Origin of the sequence: Sulfolobus sp. E5-1-F, assembly GCF_009601705.1 — an archaeon.
Taxonomy (GTDB): Archaea; Thermoproteota; Thermoprotei_A; order Sulfolobales; family Sulfolobaceae; genus Saccharolobus.
This window is the reverse complement of record NZ_CP045687.1, coordinates 482,011-498,797: the sequence shown is the minus strand read 5'-3', so window position 1 is coordinate 498,797 and position 16,787 is coordinate 482,011. Positions and strand designations below refer to the sequence as shown.

Below are 16,787 nucleotides of genomic sequence, written 5' to 3'. Positions count from 1 at the left end.
TTGGGACTGACGAAGTGATTGAGTGGCGGCTGTCTGAAATGGGTGATTTTAGTTGATACATCTAGCGGTGGGAAGATTTAACATTGATATTATAGTAAAATTGGATTCTATTCCACCTATAGACTCTAGTCACATGACAGATATCCTTGAAATCATGCCAGGAGGTGCTGCAACAAACTACGCAGTAGCAGTGACTAAGCTGGGTCACTCAGCTAAGCTACTAGCAAAGGTTGGGAAAAATGAAGTAGTTAGAAGTCTAATGGAGAAGATAGTAGAATTAGGAGTAGGATTAGAGTACGTAGAGGAACTAAATGAGAAACCTAGCGCCACATTGATCTTCCTAAGGAACGATGGAACACTATCTATGGTAAGAAAACTTGGTGCCTCAATATTGCTAACTAGAGAAGACGTCAAAAGGTGTTTTGGATTGTTTGACGTTACTCACTTCGCCTCAGTATCACCAAACGTTGTCGTAAGGGACCCTTATGCGAAATTGGTAAGCTATGATCCTGGACCACAGACTAAAAATATAGAGTCAATTGACGTAGACATCTTATATGTTAATGAAAAAGAGTATGAAATGATAGAAGATAAAAACGTTAGGGCAAGATTTATCGTAATTAAGATGGGCAAGAAAGGGGCAAAGATAATTACTGAGACCGAAGAGTGCTCAGTTGAACCAATACAAGTAGAAAAGGTGGTTGATACTACTGGAGCTGGAGATACCTTCGATGCGGCGTTTAATGTCACATATTCTGAGGAAAAGGATATTGTAAAAAGTCTACAAGTTGCTAGCGTAGCATCGGGTCTCAAAGTTACAAGGATTGGAGGAATATCTTCACCAACATTAGAAGAGGTAAGAGAGTATTTAAGGAAGAAGAAACCAAATGTTATATGTAAATGATTATTCTCTTCGTCGATTTTGACTACTTTTACGCTCAAGTTGAGGAAGTTTTAAATCCGTCCTTGAAAGGAAAGCCAGTGGTTATTTGTGTATTTTCTGGGAGATTCGAGGATAGTGGGGCTGTAGCTACTGCTAATTATGAAGCTAGAAAATTTGGGATAAAAGCTGGAATACCAATAGTTGAGGCAAAGAAAATTTTACCAAATGCAGTTTACTTACCCATGAGAAAGGAAGTATATCAGCAAGTTTCCAATAGAATAATGAAATTACTAAGGGAATACTCTGAGAAGATCGAGATCGCAAGTATAGATGAGGCCTACCTCGATATCTCAGACAAGGTTAAGAATTATCAAGAGGCATATAGTCTAGGGTTGGAAATTAAGAACAAAATACTTGAAAAAGAGAAAATCACAGTTACTGTGGGAATTTCCAAGAATAAGGTATTCGCAAAAATTGCTGCAGATCTAGCGAAACCAAACGGGATAAAGGTTATTGATGACGATGAAGTCAAAAGATTAATACGAGAGTTGGATATAGCAGATATACCAGGGATTGGTAGTATTACTGCAGAGAAACTAAAAAAGATTGGCATTAATAAACTGGTTGACACACTGAGAGTCGAATTTGACGAACTAAAAAGAATAATTGGTAAAGCGAAAGCCAAATATCTGTTCTCTTTAGCTAGAGATGAGTATAACGAACCTATAAGGACTAGAGTACAAAAGAGTATTGGGAGAATCGTAACAATCAAGAGAAACAGTAGGGATTTAGAGGAAATAAAACCGTATTTATTTAGAACAATAGATGAGGCATACTATAAATTAGATAAGAAGATTCCTAAGGCTATTCACGTAGTTGCAGTAACTGAAGATTTAGATATTGTAAGCAGAGGAAGAACTTTCACCCATGGAATAAGCAAGGAAACAGCGTATAAGGAAGCGATAAGATTACTGCAAAAAATATTGGAAGATGACGAGAGGAAAATAAGGAGGATTGGAGTAAGATTTAGCAAATTCATTGAGGCAATAGGGTTAGACAAGTTCTTCGATACTTAAACTTACTAAACCTTTCAACTTACTTATATCTATTTCCTTATGAACTGACAAATAGTTATAAAATCCCTTTATTCCCCTCTTAGAAACATCTGGCTTCTCAACAATTTCGATATCAAAGTATAAGGGAACTTTAAACATTCTGGCTACTCTATCAAGTTTTAATACAGTTTGAATTTTCCGGAAATCGTCCTCTATTCCTATTGCATCTACAAATGTCTTTTTACCTTTTATGAAATTGACTTGATCTTGTCTTATTATTCCATACTTATCTACTATAACAACTAATCTAGCTTGTCTTCCGCCTTCTACATCTTCATAGAAATTTAAACATTCTACAAAATATTCGTTTTCCGCTAAAGGTATTATTGCTAATTCCTCTTCTCCAACAACCTTTACAAGAGACTTTAATTTGATCTTCAAGATAATTCACCCGATGATTGAAATAGATGGATCCTTTGGCGAAGGTGGAGGGCAAATTCTGAGAACATCTTTAACGTTATCTGTCATAACTGGTAAACCATTTAGAATATTTAATATAAGAGCTAATAGACCTAATCCCGGCTTACAAAGGCAACATCTATGGGCAGTAAGAGCAATGAAGATGATATCGAATGCGGAAACTAAAGGGGACGAAGTAGGATCCAAAGAACTAATATTCATCCCTCATGAAGTAAAAGGAAATACTAACATGGATATAAATATTGGTACAGCTGGTAGCGTAACCCTAATAATACAAACTGTAATACCGGCCATAATTAACAAGAATGTAAAAGTTAGACTAAAAGGTGGTACTGATGTCCCAAAATCTCCTAGTATAGATTACATTAGACTTATATATTTAGAAATTTTAAGAAAAATTGGAATTGAAGCAAAGGTGAGTTTGATAAAAAGAGGTCATTATCCAGAGGGTGGAGGAGAAGTTGTAATTGAATACGTTAATGGAAACCCATCCGCATTTAGTTTACCAGAACTGGGTAAACTAACAATGATAAAGGGAATTTCACATGTTTCATCTTTACCCGCTCATATTGCGGAAAGGCAGATGAACTCAGCGAAAACAATACTTTCTAAGCTTGGAGTTCCAATTGAAATAGAAACTGATGTAAGACAAAATGAAATCAGTAAAGGCAGTGGTATTACACTAGCAGCCATAGGGGAGAAGAGTATTATTGGAGCGGATTCCTTGGGAGAGAGAGGTAAAAGAGCTGAGACAGTTGGAGAAGAGGCTGCGAGAATACTTATTGACAATCTTAACACTAAGGCAGCAGTAGATGTACACATGAGCGATATGCTCATGATATTTGCCTCACTTTACGGTGGGGAATATGTTGGTGCTGAATTAACGTCTCACGCCTATACGAATATGGAGATTATAAAAAAGTTTCTAGATGTTAAAATCGAGATTAGTGGTAAAAGACCATTTAGGTTTAAAGCTAAAACCTTTTAAAAGTAGCTCGCTATTTAATTTTGGGGACTCCTATGGAGTTCCCTAAAGCTATTATAAAAAGACCGAATTATCATTTCGAATACCCACATAAAAGAAAGGATAAAAGAATAGGAAGAGGATTTAGCGTAGGAGAACTAGAAAAAGCTGGATTAAATATAAATAAGGCGAGAAAACTAGGGATATCTATAGATATAAGAAGAAAATCAGTTCATGAAGAGAACGTAGAGATACTAAAGAAGTTTCTAGAGAAGCTTTCTAATCAAAAATCTTAAGGAGGTACTATGACTGCTCGACCTATTACTTTTCCCTCTCTCAAATCTTTAACCGCCATGTTAATATTCCTTAATCTATACGTATTTACTATAGATCTAATTTTTCCCTCATTATACAGTTTGTAAACACTTACCAAATCATCAAAGCTACCGTATAATATACCCCTTACTTTTAACCCCTTTAATACCAGTAACTGTTCCGGCACAGTTAGAACGCCACCAAATTCTCCAACAATTCTTAGCTCTCCTTCACTATTCAGCAACCACATAGAATCAGAAAGTGTGTAATCACTACCCACATAATCTATAATATAGTCAAACTTAAACCCCTTAATCTCACTCGCTATTGAACTATTATCCTTTATATTAATTACCTCATCAGCTCCTAATTCCTTAGCTTTTCCAAGCTTATTTTTATTATGCCCAATAATAGTAACTCTAGCTCCTCTTAGCTTTAAAATTTGCAATGCGAATAGTGCGACAGCTCCAGTTCCTATAATTAATACGTTATCCTCATCAGTTATGCCCTTAGTTGAACTATAAGCTGTGATTCCAGCATCTGCTAAAGGCGCTAATTCAACAGGATTCCCTTCTACTTTCAAGAGAATGTTATCAGTAGGAACACCCACATACTCTGCAAAACCACCATCAATATTAAGCCCGACAATCTTCACTCTCTCACAATATTGATACTTTCTGGACACGCAATATTTACATTTTCCGCAACCAATACTATTATAAACTAATACCTTATCCCCTTCCTCAAAATTTTTATTACCTTTAATAACCTCACCGACAATTTCATGTCCTAGTATTTTAGGCAATTCAATCTTAATTTCATATCTCCAATCACCACTCATCACATGTAAATCTCCATGACAAAGTCCAGTAGCTAGAACTTTTAGAATGATTCCATAAGAAGGTTCTCTTACGTTTTCAAGACTTAATCCCTCACCAAAACTCCTAAGAATTGCAGCTAACACTTACCATCCCGCTTTTAGATAATATTCCTTTTCCCATTCAGTTATTTCTGATTCATATTCTTCTATCTCTATATTTTTGATATTGATATAAGTAGAAATTAAATCTTGGCCAAGATTATATTTCATATATGCGTCATTTTCCAGTCTGCTTAAAGATTCCTTTAGAGTTTGTGGTAAGTTACCATAATATTCATTTACATTAACCATAAGATTTCTTTCAATACCATCTAAACCTGCATAGATTATACTTGCTAATAGAATATATGGGTTCGCTAATGGATCAGCTAAACGGAATTCTACTTGATGAGTGTCCTTATAATAACTTGGTATTCTCACTATATAATGCCTTTCAGTGCCTATACCTGGCATATTCGGAGTCACTATTTCCTTAAATCTCTTGTATGAATTAATTGTCGGTGCTGCGATGGATAATATTGAAGGAAGATGCTCCAATATTCCAGAAATAAAGTTGTATGCAATCTTGCTAAGCCCAATTCCGTTAGAGTCATTGGGGTCATACATAATGTCTTTTCCATCTATTGTTTGCAAACTTAATGTAATGTCCATACTACTACTAGGGTATTCTTTAAATGGCTTAGGCATAAATGTAGCAATTGTATTATTCATTTTTGCGGTATCTCTTATCACTTCCCTACTGGAAATTAGGGAATCTGCAGCTTCTAAAACAGGTTTTTGGGAAAGCTTAACCTCATATTGACCTGGGCCATAGTGTTTATTAATAGTTTCTACTTTTATATCAATTTCTTCCAAATACTTTATAAGTAGTTTTAGGAAGTTCTGTTGCTCTAATAATCCCTCCAACGAGAAAGCTTTAGAGTAGTCTGCTGGATTCAAGGAAGAATCCAAAAGATAAAATGTTGGTTCAAATGAAACTTGTAGCATGTATCCAGCTTCCCTTAACTTATCTATTGCCTTATTAAGTATAGATCTACTACAATATGGGTACGATGAACCGTCAGGTTGGACTAGAAATGAGAGTACTCTAGCAGTTCTTTCTAGATACGGTATTACAACAAAGGTGTTCAGATCAGGAATAGCAATAATATCCTCATACCTAGACTTTATCGGTCTATCCTTGTAGTCCATTAATGCCAAAGATTCTGGATAATCAACTCCTTTGTTGTTATTTATCACATTTTCAAATTCCGCTCTCCTTAGAGATCTTCCTTTGGTATTCCCTAATATATCTACAAATTCTACTCTCACGTAATCTATTTTTCCAGATTTCAAAGCATCAAATATACTCTCCTTAGACACTTTTATCTCATCAACTATTTGTAGAATCATTTAATAAATGTTAATACGAAATCTTAAGTATTTACAATGTTTAGACCATCGACTCACCCCACTTACAAAGAAACTCATTCATTCTAATTTTTGGAAGAAATACTAGGAGCTTAGTAAATCTTAACATACGTAAACTGAGTTTTTAAATACAGTAATAATATTGAACATCTTTACGTAGAGAAACATTTATCTTTAATGAACGAACTCAGATTAAAAGTTATTTCAAATTAGAAATTCTGTTTGAATCTATAAGAATAAATTATTCCAATTAAGTAACTTTAATATCTACTGCTACATGATACTTATGTGGATTGACGCTTCTTACGATCCTACCAAAGTAAGATCCATTATACTTATTCATGGCAATTTTTACAGGATCCTCACCTCTATAAGCCTCTACCTCCGTATAAAGGTGAATTACACCACCTTTCTTTACTCTTTGCAATGCCACCTCATAGGCTTTATCCGCAAGTTCTGGCAGAGGAGCAATTATCCTATCTGCATCTTCTAGATCGTATATTCTTTTGAAAGCATCTCCATATATTGGAAGCACTTCATAAGCCTTATTTAGTTCTACGTTTACCATCATATAGTAATATGCGTAGGGATTCACATCTATCGAATAAACTACTTTTGGTTTACTAAGAACTGCAGAGAGTATTGAAAATGGCCCAAAACCAGAGAACATGTTTATAATAATTTCCCCTCTCTTAACTTGTCTTGCTACTCTCAAATGTTCATAGGATAATTTCTCAGAAAAGAATACCTTGGTAAAATCAAGAAAATATTTGCATTTATGCTCTTTATAGATGGTCTCACTTCTTTTCTCTCCGGCTAAATGAACATACGTTGGTAATCTATATGTACCAGAGACATCCCTGTATCTTCCCCATACTGATTTAATATATGGAAAAGCTGAAAGTATCTTGTTTGCTATTTCTATAAGATCTTCTGGTTTTTTGTTAAAAGGAACTCCAATTATTACTATATCCCCTACTATTTCAATCCTTTTCCATATATCTTGCTGGTTTTGCAACCTTTTTATCAATGTCTTCAAGCCTCTCTATGGCTTTCTCTATATGTTTTATTCCAATATTTAAAGGAACACCACCATCTAATACTGCTTCTCCACTTACTAGAACTGTTTCCGGAGTAGAGAGACTAAAAACTATAGACTCATAGGGACTTTCATAATCTAATGGGAAAGTTGGAGGCTCCTTAACCTCAAAGATTACTAAATCGGCAACTTTTCCGTTCTCCACAACACCTCTATCATTATATTTCAGTTGTAATTGCCCCCAGATTGTCATGGCATTAAGCGCCTCTTCCGGCGTTAAAATTAACCTAGTTATAATCGTAGAGACTTCATGCCTAATATCAAAAGTAGGAGATAGATCTAAGGATATTGATGGTTTATATTGGCTTAATGGAAATTGGGAAACTTCATATGATGGAGTCGACGCTAAATGAAATCCCTTATGTTTTATAATATCTAGATCCTTCCTAGCTCCTCCACCTAATCCTATTACATTTATTGGATTACCACTGATATTTTCTAAGCTTACAAACCTTTCCAAGAGAACAGGGAAATTATATTGTTGTGAAAGTTCAAATACCTCTTTAGAATACTCATTACTACAAAGACGCAAAATTACCCTATTCTCATTCTTACTAGACCACCTATTATATAACGTTGTGAACTCTCTCTCCCAATCTTCTTTCGAATCTGGACAATCCACACCTACAGCCAGTACTGGTCTTAATCCCACTTCTGAAATCGCTCTGGCTATCATATCTAAGTTAGGCCCTGAAGTTACGACTGTAGTAACTCCAGTTTTCAATAAGTGGTACGCGCCCATTAAGGAGAAGTAATAAATATCATTAGGTGAAAGTGTTGACATCAGTTGAAAGGCATTTACCTTACCCGAAAATACCCTAAACCTAAATGGATATAAGTATAGAAAGGAATGTGTAGTTACAAATCCCGGTACAACCACTCTGTTTTTACCACCGATCACGTATTCTGCATAATCGTAGTCTTCGGGTTGTTCTTTAGATATAACCTTTATTTGTCCTTCATCAATTCCTATATATACGTCTCTAAGAGGCTTAGGTTCCCCTAATAATAAATCGCTTTTTATTAAAACCTTCATTTTTCTTAAAACACTATTAGGCAGAATGTTAATTAAAGTTATTTAATGTACGCAGATTTAATTGAACGTGAAATAACACAAGACTATAGAGTAAATGTAGACTTAAAGTTAGATAGTGCATACGTTGTAGGAGCTGGAGATTCTTATGCAGTAGCTCTCACAATAGAGGGCAAAACCAATGGTAAGTTTAAGGCTTTAGATCCATTCGAGGGATTGTTCTATGAAAATTTAGATCGCCCTTTAGTTATAGTATCAGTTTCCGGAAGACCAAAATCAAATATACTGCTTGCTAAGAAATTCAAAGGAAGAACGAAATTGTATGTAATAACAGCAAATGAAGATTCACAGCTGGCAAAATTGACTGACTATCTTATACTCATTCCCTACAAGTCAAGTTATCGTTTGCCTGGCACATTATCGTTCTTAATGAGTTTAAGTGCAGTATATTCACTTGCAGGAGAAACAGAAGACGATATTAAAGAATCTAGTACACTACTTGATTTGTCAAATAATCCATTTTTCGTAGGATATAAGGAAAGTTATGGTATTGCATATTACGCAATGCTTAAGTTCGCTGAAATCTTTGGTTATACGACAAATAGTGAGAGATTTGAGCAATTTTGCCACTCTCCAATTTTTATGACAGAAAGCAGACAGATAATATTATTTAGAATTGGTAACGAGAGGGAGATTGAATTAATTAATAACGTCGATTATACTGATATTCAATTCACTAACTGTAATGGGGCCTTCTGTAATGCGATTATATTAATAAAATCAATAGTAAATAAAATGAGAAAGGAAAAGTGGGATAAGATTTACTTTCTAGAGAACAAAAAAATATTAAACGTTAGCTCTAACATGATATATTGAGATGGAGGAATTAGATTTAACAAAAGCTGAAAGTGGATGCGGAGCAAATTCTGCGAGTATAAGGTTATTGAAGTTCTGGCTAGAAGTAGGAGGGAATAAAGAGATAAAAGTGATTGCATTAAAGGGATCGCAAGAAGAGCAAGTGAACATGTGGATAGATGTTATGAGTGAGAAAGGAGTTAAACTAGTAGACAAAAAGGATGAAAAAGATAAAATAGTGTATACAATATTTTTACCATAATGGACGTAGTTCAAATTGCCAAATATATTGGTTTTTCTTTACTTATAATTTCAATTATTATTTACGTTTTTGTAGACCCAGTGGATAGATTACTCTCGTATCAAGGACCGATACTCTCAGGCGCACTACTGGGGTGGTATGTGTTAATTTCTAATACTCCAAAGGATAAATTTATTGAAAATGAAGGAGAAAAAATACCTATAGTTTCAATATTAATAAGGAGAAGATCACCCTTATTCATAATAATTGGTTTACTCTTAATAACACCATGGTTAATGCCTCAGATATATCCTATTGTATTAAAGATACAGTGGCTATTCGTCATATCTTTCCTTAGTGAATTCTTAGGGGGTTTTATGATAGGCTATGTAATACCGTCACTAAAATTCGCAGAAAAACTTCTCCTATTTAGTCTAGGATTTGCGGGAGATACAATCTATCTGCTGTTATTATACTTAGCATCTGGGATATTCCACGTTCAATCCCAGCTACTATTAAATTCGGTAATCGTGCTCGTTTATGGTATAAAATTTCCAGAAGGTGTAGCATTTGCAATTTATATTATGAGAAAGATAGGGGGGATTTGATGAGTGGGAAAGTTTATTTAGTAGGAGCAGGACCGGGAGATCCCGAACTAATAACTATCAAGGGCTTAAAGATCTTACAAAAGGCTGATGTTGTGATTTATGATAGGCTCATCCCTAAAGAGCTTCTAAATTTCTGTAAAGTTGGGGCTGAAAGAATTTACGTTGGGAAGAATATAGGGGATTATGTAATACAAGATGAGATAAATGAGTTATTAGTAAAAAAGGCGATGGAAAATAAAGTAGTTGTTAGATTAAAAGGAGGAGATCCATATGTTTTGGGTAGAGGAGAGGAGGAATGTTTATACGTTATATCTAAAGGTGTAGAGTGTGAGGTAATTCCTGGGATAACAAGTGCAATTGCTGTACCTGCATATGCGGGAATTCCAGTTACTAGTAGAATCTACTCAGCTAGTGGCTTTACTGTAATATCTGGAACGAAAGCGGAAGATAAAGTAATTGATGAAGATTATATCCCAAGAAAAGGCACACTAATAATTCTTATGGGTCTTAGGAAAATAGAGAATATAGCTAATATTATAATAAAATTGAGAAATGAAAGAGAACCAGTAGCTGTTATTGAAAACGGAACAACGGAAAGCCAGAGAGTTTTTACTGGGGAGTTAAAAGATCTAGTTAACATTATTAAGAATAATAATATAACGTCTCCAGCGGTTATTGTAATTGGCGAAGTGGTTAAATTTAGGGAATACTTATGGAAATTTAAGTGATAAAGATGAAATGTACTGTATGTGGGGATGAGATAAGAGGTAAACCCTATTCATACAATTATAAAGGAAATACATATTATTTCTGCAGTCCAATGTGTATGGTAGAATTCAAGAAGAGACCAGAAAAATATGTTAAATTATACACATCTAATAAGCCTTAAAATAAGTTTTTGTTTAGATGTTAAAAGTATAGGAGCTAAGTATATAAAGGTCTACTAAATATTAAGGATGTGTATCCACCAAAGTTTAGTTACGTAATTCCAGATAACGTAAAAGAGGCTTTAGAGTTCTTGGAGTCACATGATGATGCTAAGCCACTAGCTGGGGGACATAGTTTAATACCAATGTTGAAGCTAAGGATATTTAGACCCTCATATCTAGTTGAAATAAGGAGATTACCAGAACTAAAATACATTAAGATGGAAGGAAACGTAGTAAAATTAGGGCCTGTAGTTACTCATTACGAGATTATGAAAGCTAATATTCCATTATTAAGTGAAACTGCATCAAAGATAGCTGATCCTCAAGTTAGAAACATGGGAACTATAGGAGGGAGTATATCACATTTAGATCCTTCAGCAGATTATCCTGCTGCATTGATTGCCATGGATGCAAAGGTAAAGATTAAAAGTACAAAAGGAGAAAGAGTTGAAAGCTTTTCTTCATTCGCTAAGGATATGTTTACACCAGATTTGAATCCAGGTGAATTAGTTACAGAAATAGAAGTTCCCCTACTTAAGGATTATAAATTCTCATATCAAAAACTAGAAAGGAGAGCTGGAGACTTTGCAATTGTAGGAGTTGCAGTTGCACTAAAGGTAAATGGGGATGTAATTCAAGATGCAAGAATAGGATTAACTGCTGTAAACAGAACTGCAGTAAGAGCTAGCGAAGCTGAGAAAATATTGTTATCTGGAAAAATATCTGAAAAATTAATAGAGGAGGCTGCTACTAAAGCCATGGATTACGCAAATCCAACTTCTGATATAAGGGGATCAGCAGAATATAAAAAGAAAATGGTAAAAGTTATGACTAAGAGAGCAATTTTAGCCGCATTGAATAGGTGATAAGCATGAAAGTGTTTGAGAAGGATCAAAAAGTAAAAGTTCACTTAAAGATAAATGGACAAAATTACGAAGTTGAAACAGAGCCTAGAAGGTTGTTAGTTCACGTTCTTAGAGAATTAGGATTTACTGGTGTTCACATTGGTTGCGATACAAGCAACTGTGGAGCATGTACTGTAATTATGGATGGAAAGAGCGTTAAATCATGTACAATATTAGCTGTAGAAGCAGATGGGTCAGAGATCACAACAATAGAGGGATTGGCAAAGGATGGTAAACTACATCCAATCCAAGAAGCATTTTGGGAGAAACATGGCTTGCAATGTGGATATTGTACTCCAGGCATGATAATGGAAGCTTATTGGCTACTTAAGGAAAATCCTAACCCAACAGAGGAAGAGATTAGGGAAGGAATCTCTGGTAATTTGTGTAGATGCACTGGATATCAAAATATTGTGGAAGCAGTGAAATTAGCATCACAAAAATTAAGGATGGAAATTCCCAAGGCGCATTAAATCCTCTTTTTTATCTATATCTATTAAAACACCCTGACTACATTCTACAAAACATAATTCTTCCATGCTCATTTTACTTAGTATAACCTTAGCTCCGACATCTCCTCTTAATTTTTCAATTTCATTGAATAAACTTTTAGAAATCAATACTGGATTTCCCTTTTCTCCGTTGTGAGTTGGAATTACGGCTTTACAATTTGGTTTAAACGCGTTAATTATCTTATTAACATCCTCCTTGGTCACAAATGGCATATCACCTAATGCTACCAATACACCGTCATATTCCTTGAAAAATCTTAATCCAAGTTTTATTGATGTACTTATCCCTTCCTTCCAGAATGGATTATATATTACTATTTGATCCATAAGTAAGGGAAGGAGTTCATTAACGTATTTACCTACAATGACAACTTTTTCTAAATCTTCATAAATTCCAATTGTTCGTATAATTATAGGGGTATTATCTATTTTTGCAAATAACTTATTTCCTCCGAACCTCTTTCCTTCTCCAGCTGCTAAAATAATGACTCCTATATTCATATATACTGCTATTCCAACAGTTACTTATGAAATATGAGGGTTCAATCAGCTTAAATGCGAGTAAGGATCAAATTCTCAAACTGCTTGATAATCCAGATCAAGTAGCACAGTGTTTTCCGGGGATAAAGAGTTTCACCAAAGAAGGTGAAGAGTACAAGGTAGTGGGAGTAACTGGAATCGGATTCATAAAAGGAGAATATAGGGCGAATGTACGATTTGAGAAGATAGATGAAAATAAGAGAAAAATTATTGCTAAAGGTACTGGAATGAATAGTAATGTGGATATAGACGCAATAGCTGAGGCTCTAGATGGCAAGATAAACTATTCAGCGGATGTAAAAGTAGCTGGAGTTTTAGCGTCAGTAGGTGCAAGATTAATGGGTAGTGCGATAGAGAAGATCATCAATGACTTGTTCAATTGTATAAAGGAGAGGGTGATAAAATGACCAAAACTGAAGGAGAAATTATGATAAAGGATCCAACTAAAGCTAAACAGTTTTTTTCAGATTACAAGAATCTATTGACTTGTATTCCCGGGGTAAAGGAAATAAATGGGAACAGCTTCAAGGCTTATGTTAAATTCTCGTTTTTGACTATTGAAATTAATGGGACTGTAAAAACGCATGAAGTTAATGGAGATAACATAGATACGCTAATTACCATTGAGGGACCAGGTATAATAGCAAGTATAAATACACTACTTACAATTCTTGGAAATAAAATTAAATGGAGTAGTGATTATGAAGTAAGTGGACCATTAGCTAATAGTTTAAAGAAGCATATAAGTTCACAAGCTGAGGAAATATCAAAGCAGATTGTAGAGTGTAGTGTAGGGAAAATTAGCCAATAGATTCCAATACAATACCCACACCTCTAGTTCGACCTTCTCTAAACACGAAAATCTGTCCCTTCTCTAAGTACTCTGGTCTATATAGAAAATGTAATATTACTTCACTCGTATCACCAGTTCTTAAAAACCCAGTCTGAATTCTCTCAAACTTTGCAGCTTGTCTTATCGTATAAGAATGAAGAGTAGCAACATAACCTTCTCTAATAGTTGTTGGATGATGAAGTATAAATACTCTTGCCTTAAATCTTCTAACTACCTTGGGCATTCCCTTCACCATAACCATTCCTTTTCTAAGACTTTCCTTTTCAATACCTTGAATGGCAAATGTAGCTATATTTCCAGCTAAGACCGAATCCACAAATACCTTATTTACTTGTATACTTTTTATCTTAACTTCTTTAAACTCCCCTAACTTGTTAGGTCCAATTAACACAGACTCATTAATCTTAAGCTTACCTTTTACAACTGAACCAAGTACGACAGTACCCACTCCAGTCACGTTATATATTTCGTCGATATACACTAATGGTGCCTCTTTCTCATCTAAAATCTTAGTTTCAGGAGGTAATAGGTTTAGAAATTTTATAAGTAGATCTAAGCCTTTTCCACTTACATTCGATATTTTAAAAATAGGGACCACCCGCTTAGTCCTTATAGCTAAAATTGAATTTACCACATCATCCTCATCTTCAACTTCTAGAGCTAATCTATTAATTCCGGGAATTTTTAAAACATTTTTAATATCATTAACTATACTCTTTATTCTATCTTCTGGATATTTATCTACTTTAGTAATAACTACAAATACAGGAAATTTTAATATTGAAGCTAAGGCTAAATGTTCTTTTCCCATTATACTTAACCCATCATCAGCTCCAACTACTAGCATGACGTAATTTACCTCATAACCTAATAATCCTTTTAGAGTTGTTCTAAGATATCTTTCGTGACCCCCAAGATCAATAAGCCTAATTATTTTAGTGCTCTTGATCGTTGTTTCCGCCTCATCAAGCGGATCTTTTAATTGCCAATTAACTATCTTACCATTATCGTCAAATCCGATCAATCTCAAAGTAATGGAAGACGTTCTACCTGATAGAACTTCATGGAGATGTCTCGCAATTGCAGTTCTTAAGCTTCCATTCCCATCATCCAATCTTCCTAGGACTAACGCCCCAGTTACAGTGCTTTTTCCTGCATTTACATGACCCATTACTGCAACGTTGACTTCTACTGGTAAATTCTCCTTATATCTTCTGATTAGAAGTTCAGCAACGTATTTGCCCTTTCTTACTTCCACGTCTCTTCTATACACAATTTTAGCGTTTACTAGCTTTGCTATCATATTTAACGTAGCTATACTTTCTTCCAATTCACCCTTAGATAGTCCTATTATTTCTCCTTCATTACTTACACCTAAAACGTAAAATGCTTCGCCATCACCCTCCTCTAATCTATACTTCATTTGAGAAGCTAATTCTTGAAGACGGTCTGGCGTCACATCAGAAAGAATAAGCTTATATTCTACTTTTCCTTCATCATTTTCTCGGGGTAATTTCATTACATCACATCACTTTAACAAGTATTAAATTTGTGAACAACTAAATAAATTTTAATAGGGGATTGTTAATGTCAGAAGGACCTAAGGTAATATTTGAGGAGATACTGATATGTCCAATGTGTAAATCGAAGACCCTAAAGGCAATAGACTACTTATATGATACTCCACATGCCGGAAAGTTAATTTTATCAAATTGGTATTGTGAAAATTGTGGGTATAAATTTAGAGATGTTAAACCATATGAAGCTAAAGAACCCACAATAATTGAGATGAGGATAGAGAACGAGGACGATCTAAGAACTATGATATATAGATCAGCTTTTGCAAAGATAATAATACCAGAATTAGGAATAGAAATAGAACCAGCTGGTATGTCTCAAGGTTATATCTCTACAATTGAAGGAGTTCTAGAAATACTATTAGATCAAGTAGGGAACTTCTGTGATAACGAATGTGAAAATAGAATTAAATCCGCAATGGAAGGTAAAATTAAATTCACATTAATAGTTGAAGATGAATCTGGGTTAAGCTTTATAAAGTCAGAAAAGGCAATAATAAAACCACTTATTCTAACTAATTTCGATTAAAATAGGAAAAAATTAATTACTCAACTTTTATTTCAACACCTGAATCTGATGAAGGACCTTTTCTCTTCAAAGTTATTTCTAAGACTCCATTCTTAAAGCTAGCCTTAGCTGATTTTTCGTCTACTTCCGCTGGTAAATCAATCTCCTTATAATATTGTCTATCCTCTGATTTAGCCGTAATCACTAATTTCTTCCCTCCCTCTGTTACTTTAACTTTAATATCTTCTTTGTTAACCCCGGGCACTTCGGCTACTACCTTAATTTCGTCACCTTTCTCGATTACATCGGCCAATGGCTCACGTTCTTCAGATATGATTGGTTTACCTCTGACTTTCTTAACATTGCCGAATTCCTCTATTTTTGGTACACCGTCAGGTCCAACAGTTATTCTAAATCCGTAAACATATGGTCCAAATTGCTTAATCCCTTCCCCTTTGCCTCTAAAACCTCTCATAAATTCTCTTTCAATTCTCTCGAACTCTTCTTCCATCTCCCTTAGCCATTCATCCATTATGTCAAAAATATCTTTTTCTTCCCTCTTGGGCATAGATTATCGTAACATATTATGAAAATATAATTTTAAAGTTTTTTACATCCTCTCCAAACGTGTCTTAAACATCTACAATTCTTTTTGTTGTACCAATTCAATTGGTACTCCCATAACGCTTTTAGGATGTACAAAAGCTACTAAGTGTCCTCTTGCACCCTTTCTTGGGGCAGTATCCACTAATTGGAGTCCTTTAGCTGTTAATTCTTCTAATGCTTTATTAATATCACTAACTTTTACGGCTAAATGATGTAAACCTTGGCCCTTATTTTTCAGAAACTTAGCCACAGTGTTGTTCATGTCGTTATGATTGATTGGTTCTAATAACTCTATTGAGGTCTCATTTTTTTCTTCTCCAACTAAAAACGCTACTTTTATCCCTCTTTCTGTAATTACTTCATAATGTATTAATTTCATTCCAAAAATATTTTGATAAAACTTAATTGCTTCGTCTATATCCTCAACTACTATTCCAATATGATCTAGATTTTCAACTAGCATAACGTATTCATAATTGTTTAATCTTAAAAGTTTTGCCTTAAAGAAAAAGTTATATATTGTTTATATGATTT

23 protein-coding genes are annotated in these 16,787 nt (G+C 34.5%); 14 read left to right on the top strand and 9 right to left on the bottom strand.

The window, feature by feature from the left end:
- Nucleotides 1-52: 52 nt before the first annotated feature.
- Both GFS03_RS02735 and GFS03_RS02730 read left to right on the top strand, forming a co-directional pair.
- Nucleotides 53-904, top strand: a complete 852-nt coding sequence (locus GFS03_RS02735) for a carbohydrate kinase family protein (protein ID WP_153422402.1) — start codon at nt 53-55, stop codon at nt 902-904.
- Nucleotides 901-1,959, top strand: a complete 1,059-nt coding sequence (locus GFS03_RS02730; protein WP_153422401.1) for a DNA polymerase IV — start codon at nt 901-903, stop codon at nt 1,957-1,959. Before GFS03_RS02735 ends, GFS03_RS02730 begins: the two co-directional genes overlap by 4 nt.
- Here the strand turns inward: GFS03_RS02730 and GFS03_RS02725 are convergent.
- Entirely contained in the window at nt 1,936-2,379 is a 444-nt protein-coding gene (locus GFS03_RS02725) for a hypothetical protein (RefSeq protein WP_153422400.1), read from the bottom strand. The two genes, GFS03_RS02730 and GFS03_RS02725, sit on opposite strands and share 24 nt — an antisense overlap.
- Nucleotides 2,380-2,392: 13 nt before the next feature.
- Here GFS03_RS02725 and rtcA point away from each other — a divergent pair, with 13 nt between their 5' ends.
- Both rtcA and GFS03_RS02715 read left to right on the top strand, forming a co-directional pair.
- Nucleotides 2,393-3,406, top strand: a complete 1,014-nt coding sequence (gene rtcA / locus GFS03_RS02720) for an RNA 3'-terminal phosphate cyclase (protein WP_153422399.1) — start codon at nt 2,393-2,395, stop codon at nt 3,404-3,406.
- A 32-nt stretch (nt 3,407-3,438) separates the two neighbouring features.
- Nucleotides 3,439-3,678: a 50S ribosomal protein L13e gene (locus GFS03_RS02715; RefSeq protein WP_153422398.1), complete on the top strand. Its 240-nt coding sequence runs from the start codon at nt 3,439-3,441 to the stop codon at nt 3,676-3,678.
- Here the strand turns inward: GFS03_RS02715 and GFS03_RS02710 are convergent.
- The 4 genes from GFS03_RS02710 to GFS03_RS02695 form a co-directional block, all read right to left on the bottom strand.
- Nucleotides 3,675-4,661, bottom strand: coding sequence for an alcohol dehydrogenase catalytic domain-containing protein (locus tag GFS03_RS02710; RefSeq protein WP_153422397.1), 987 nt, complete (start codon nt 4,659-4,661; stop codon nt 3,675-3,677). The two genes, GFS03_RS02715 and GFS03_RS02710, sit on opposite strands and share 4 nt — an antisense overlap.
- Complete coding sequence (locus GFS03_RS02705; RefSeq protein ID WP_153424532.1) at nt 4,662-5,939, bottom strand: glutamine synthetase family protein; 1,278 nt, start codon at nt 5,937-5,939, stop codon at nt 4,662-4,664.
- Between the two features lie 298 nt (nt 5,940-6,237).
- Nucleotides 6,238-7,017: a tRNA 4-demethylwyosine(37)-methyltransferase Taw21 gene (taw21, locus tag GFS03_RS02700; protein WP_153422396.1), complete on the bottom strand. Its 780-nt coding sequence runs from the start codon at nt 7,015-7,017 to the stop codon at nt 6,238-6,240.
- Nucleotides 6,971-8,122, bottom strand: coding sequence for an amidohydrolase (locus tag GFS03_RS02695; protein WP_153422395.1), 1,152 nt, complete (start codon nt 8,120-8,122; stop codon nt 6,971-6,973). The genes taw21 and GFS03_RS02695 overlap by 47 nt, the downstream gene beginning before the upstream one ends.
- 45 nt (nt 8,123-8,167) lie before the next feature.
- Here GFS03_RS02695 and GFS03_RS02690 point away from each other — a divergent pair, with 45 nt between their 5' ends.
- The 7 genes from GFS03_RS02690 (at nt 8,168) to cutC (ending at nt 12,130) form a co-directional block, all read left to right on the top strand.
- Complete coding sequence (locus GFS03_RS02690) at nt 8,168-8,995, top strand: SIS domain-containing protein (protein ID WP_153422394.1); 828 nt, start codon at nt 8,168-8,170, stop codon at nt 8,993-8,995.
- A 1-nt stretch (nt 8,996) separates the two neighbouring features.
- The gene (locus tag GFS03_RS02685) at nt 8,997-9,236 is read left to right on the top strand and encodes a hypothetical protein (RefSeq protein ID WP_153422393.1); all 240 of its coding nucleotides are present in this window, start codon (nt 8,997-8,999) and stop codon (nt 9,234-9,236) included.
- Nucleotides 9,236-9,823 (top strand): DUF1404 family protein, encoded by a 588-nt coding sequence (locus GFS03_RS02680; RefSeq protein WP_153422392.1) that lies wholly within the window; start codon nt 9,236-9,238, stop codon nt 9,821-9,823. The genes GFS03_RS02685 and GFS03_RS02680 overlap by 1 nt, the downstream gene beginning before the upstream one ends.
- A complete protein-coding gene (gene cobA, locus GFS03_RS02675; protein ID WP_153422391.1) occupies nt 9,823-10,551 on the top strand; it encodes a uroporphyrinogen-III C-methyltransferase in 729 nt (242 codons plus the stop codon). The genes GFS03_RS02680 and cobA overlap by 1 nt, the downstream gene beginning before the upstream one ends.
- Nucleotides 10,552-10,556: 5 nt before the next feature.
- Nucleotides 10,557-10,712: a YHS domain-containing protein gene (locus GFS03_RS02670; RefSeq protein ID WP_153422390.1), complete on the top strand. Its 156-nt coding sequence runs from the start codon at nt 10,557-10,559 to the stop codon at nt 10,710-10,712.
- 69 nt (nt 10,713-10,781) lie between these two features.
- Nucleotides 10,782-11,618 (top strand): glyceraldehyde dehydrogenase subunit beta, encoded by an 837-nt coding sequence (gene cutB, locus GFS03_RS02665; RefSeq protein ID WP_153422389.1) that lies wholly within the window; start codon nt 10,782-10,784, stop codon nt 11,616-11,618.
- A 5-nt stretch (nt 11,619-11,623) separates the two neighbouring features.
- The gene (cutC, locus tag GFS03_RS02660) at nt 11,624-12,130 is read left to right on the top strand and encodes a glyceraldehyde dehydrogenase subunit gamma (protein ID WP_153422388.1); all 507 of its coding nucleotides are present in this window, start codon (nt 11,624-11,626) and stop codon (nt 12,128-12,130) included.
- On the opposite strand, the gene GFS03_RS02655 is transcribed toward cutC, so the two are convergent.
- Nucleotides 12,101-12,670 carry a nucleotidyltransferase family protein gene (locus GFS03_RS02655; RefSeq protein ID WP_153422387.1) on the bottom strand — a complete coding sequence of 190 codons (570 nt, stop codon included), beginning with the start codon at nt 12,668-12,670 and terminating at the stop codon, nt 12,101-12,103. The two genes, cutC and GFS03_RS02655, sit on opposite strands and share 30 nt — an antisense overlap.
- Nucleotides 12,671-12,696: 26 nt before the next feature.
- Here GFS03_RS02655 and GFS03_RS02650 point away from each other — a divergent pair, with 26 nt between their 5' ends.
- Nucleotides 12,697-13,116, top strand: coding sequence for a CoxG family protein (locus GFS03_RS02650; RefSeq protein WP_153422386.1), 420 nt, complete (start codon nt 12,697-12,699; stop codon nt 13,114-13,116).
- The gene (locus GFS03_RS02645; protein WP_153422385.1) at nt 13,113-13,520 is read left to right on the top strand and encodes an SRPBCC domain-containing protein; all 408 of its coding nucleotides are present in this window, start codon (nt 13,113-13,115) and stop codon (nt 13,518-13,520) included. Before GFS03_RS02650 ends, GFS03_RS02645 begins: the two co-directional genes overlap by 4 nt.
- Here GFS03_RS02645 and GFS03_RS02640 read toward each other — a convergent pair.
- Nucleotides 13,510-15,081 (bottom strand): GTPBP1 family GTP-binding protein, encoded by a 1,572-nt coding sequence (locus tag GFS03_RS02640; protein ID WP_153422384.1) that lies wholly within the window; start codon nt 15,079-15,081, stop codon nt 13,510-13,512. The two genes, GFS03_RS02645 and GFS03_RS02640, sit on opposite strands and share 11 nt — an antisense overlap.
- Nucleotides 15,082-15,149: 68 nt before the next feature.
- Between GFS03_RS02640 and GFS03_RS02635 the strand changes: the two genes are divergently transcribed.
- On the top strand, nt 15,150-15,668 hold the full coding sequence (locus GFS03_RS02635; protein ID WP_153422383.1) for a ZPR1 zinc finger domain-containing protein: 519 nt from the start codon (nt 15,150-15,152) through the stop codon (nt 15,666-15,668).
- 16 nt (nt 15,669-15,684) lie between these two features.
- Here GFS03_RS02635 and hsp20 read toward each other — a convergent pair whose 3' ends face one another.
- Together hsp20 and mce are read right to left on the bottom strand one after the other, a co-directional pair.
- Complete coding sequence (hsp20, locus tag GFS03_RS02630; protein ID WP_153422382.1) at nt 15,685-16,215, bottom strand: archaeal heat shock protein Hsp20; 531 nt, start codon at nt 16,213-16,215, stop codon at nt 15,685-15,687.
- 72 nt (nt 16,216-16,287) lie between these two features.
- Entirely contained in the window at nt 16,288-16,716 is a 429-nt protein-coding gene (mce, locus tag GFS03_RS02625) for a methylmalonyl-CoA epimerase (protein WP_153422381.1), read from the bottom strand.
- Nucleotides 16,717-16,787 lie beyond the last annotated feature (71 nt).

Bases quoted from the DNA above. Each gene is read 5' to 3' on its own strand.
- GFS03_RS02730 (WP_153422401.1), top strand. From the start codon at position 901: ATGATTATTCTCTTCGTCGATTTTGACTACTTTTACGCTCAAGTTGAG.
- rtcA (WP_153422399.1), top strand. From the start codon at position 2,393: ATGATTGAAATAGATGGATCCTTTGGCGAAGGTGGAGGGCAAATTCTG.
- GFS03_RS02715 (WP_153422398.1), top strand. From the start codon at position 3,439: ATGGAGTTCCCTAAAGCTATTATAAAAAGACCGAATTATCATTTCGAA.
- GFS03_RS02695 (WP_153422395.1), bottom strand. From the start codon at position 8,122: ATGAAGGTTTTAATAAAAAGCGATTTATTATTAGGGGAACCTAAGCCT.
- GFS03_RS02690 (WP_153422394.1), top strand. From the start codon at position 8,168: ATGTACGCAGATTTAATTGAACGTGAAATAACACAAGACTATAGAGTA.
- GFS03_RS02685 (WP_153422393.1), top strand. From the start codon at position 8,997: ATGGAGGAATTAGATTTAACAAAAGCTGAAAGTGGATGCGGAGCAAAT.
- GFS03_RS02680 (WP_153422392.1), top strand. From the start codon at position 9,236: ATGGACGTAGTTCAAATTGCCAAATATATTGGTTTTTCTTTACTTATA.
- cobA (WP_153422391.1), top strand. From the start codon at position 9,823: ATGAGTGGGAAAGTTTATTTAGTAGGAGCAGGACCGGGAGATCCCGAA.
- GFS03_RS02670 (WP_153422390.1), top strand. From the start codon at position 10,557: ATGAAATGTACTGTATGTGGGGATGAGATAAGAGGTAAACCCTATTCA.
- cutC (WP_153422388.1), top strand. From the start codon at position 11,624: ATGAAAGTGTTTGAGAAGGATCAAAAAGTAAAAGTTCACTTAAAGATA.
- GFS03_RS02655 (WP_153422387.1), bottom strand. From the start codon at position 12,670: ATGAATATAGGAGTCATTATTTTAGCAGCTGGAGAAGGAAAGAGGTTC.
- GFS03_RS02650 (WP_153422386.1), top strand. From the start codon at position 12,697: ATGAAATATGAGGGTTCAATCAGCTTAAATGCGAGTAAGGATCAAATT.
- GFS03_RS02645 (WP_153422385.1), top strand. From the start codon at position 13,113: ATGACCAAAACTGAAGGAGAAATTATGATAAAGGATCCAACTAAAGCT.
- GFS03_RS02640 (WP_153422384.1), bottom strand. From the start codon at position 15,081: ATGAAATTACCCCGAGAAAATGATGAAGGAAAAGTAGAATATAAGCTT.
- GFS03_RS02635 (WP_153422383.1), top strand. From the start codon at position 15,150: ATGTCAGAAGGACCTAAGGTAATATTTGAGGAGATACTGATATGTCCA.
- hsp20 (WP_153422382.1), bottom strand. From the start codon at position 16,215: ATGCCCAAGAGGGAAGAAAAAGATATTTTTGACATAATGGATGAATGG.
- mce (WP_153422381.1), bottom strand. From the start codon at position 16,716: ATGCTAGTTGAAAATCTAGATCATATTGGAATAGTAGTTGAGGATATA.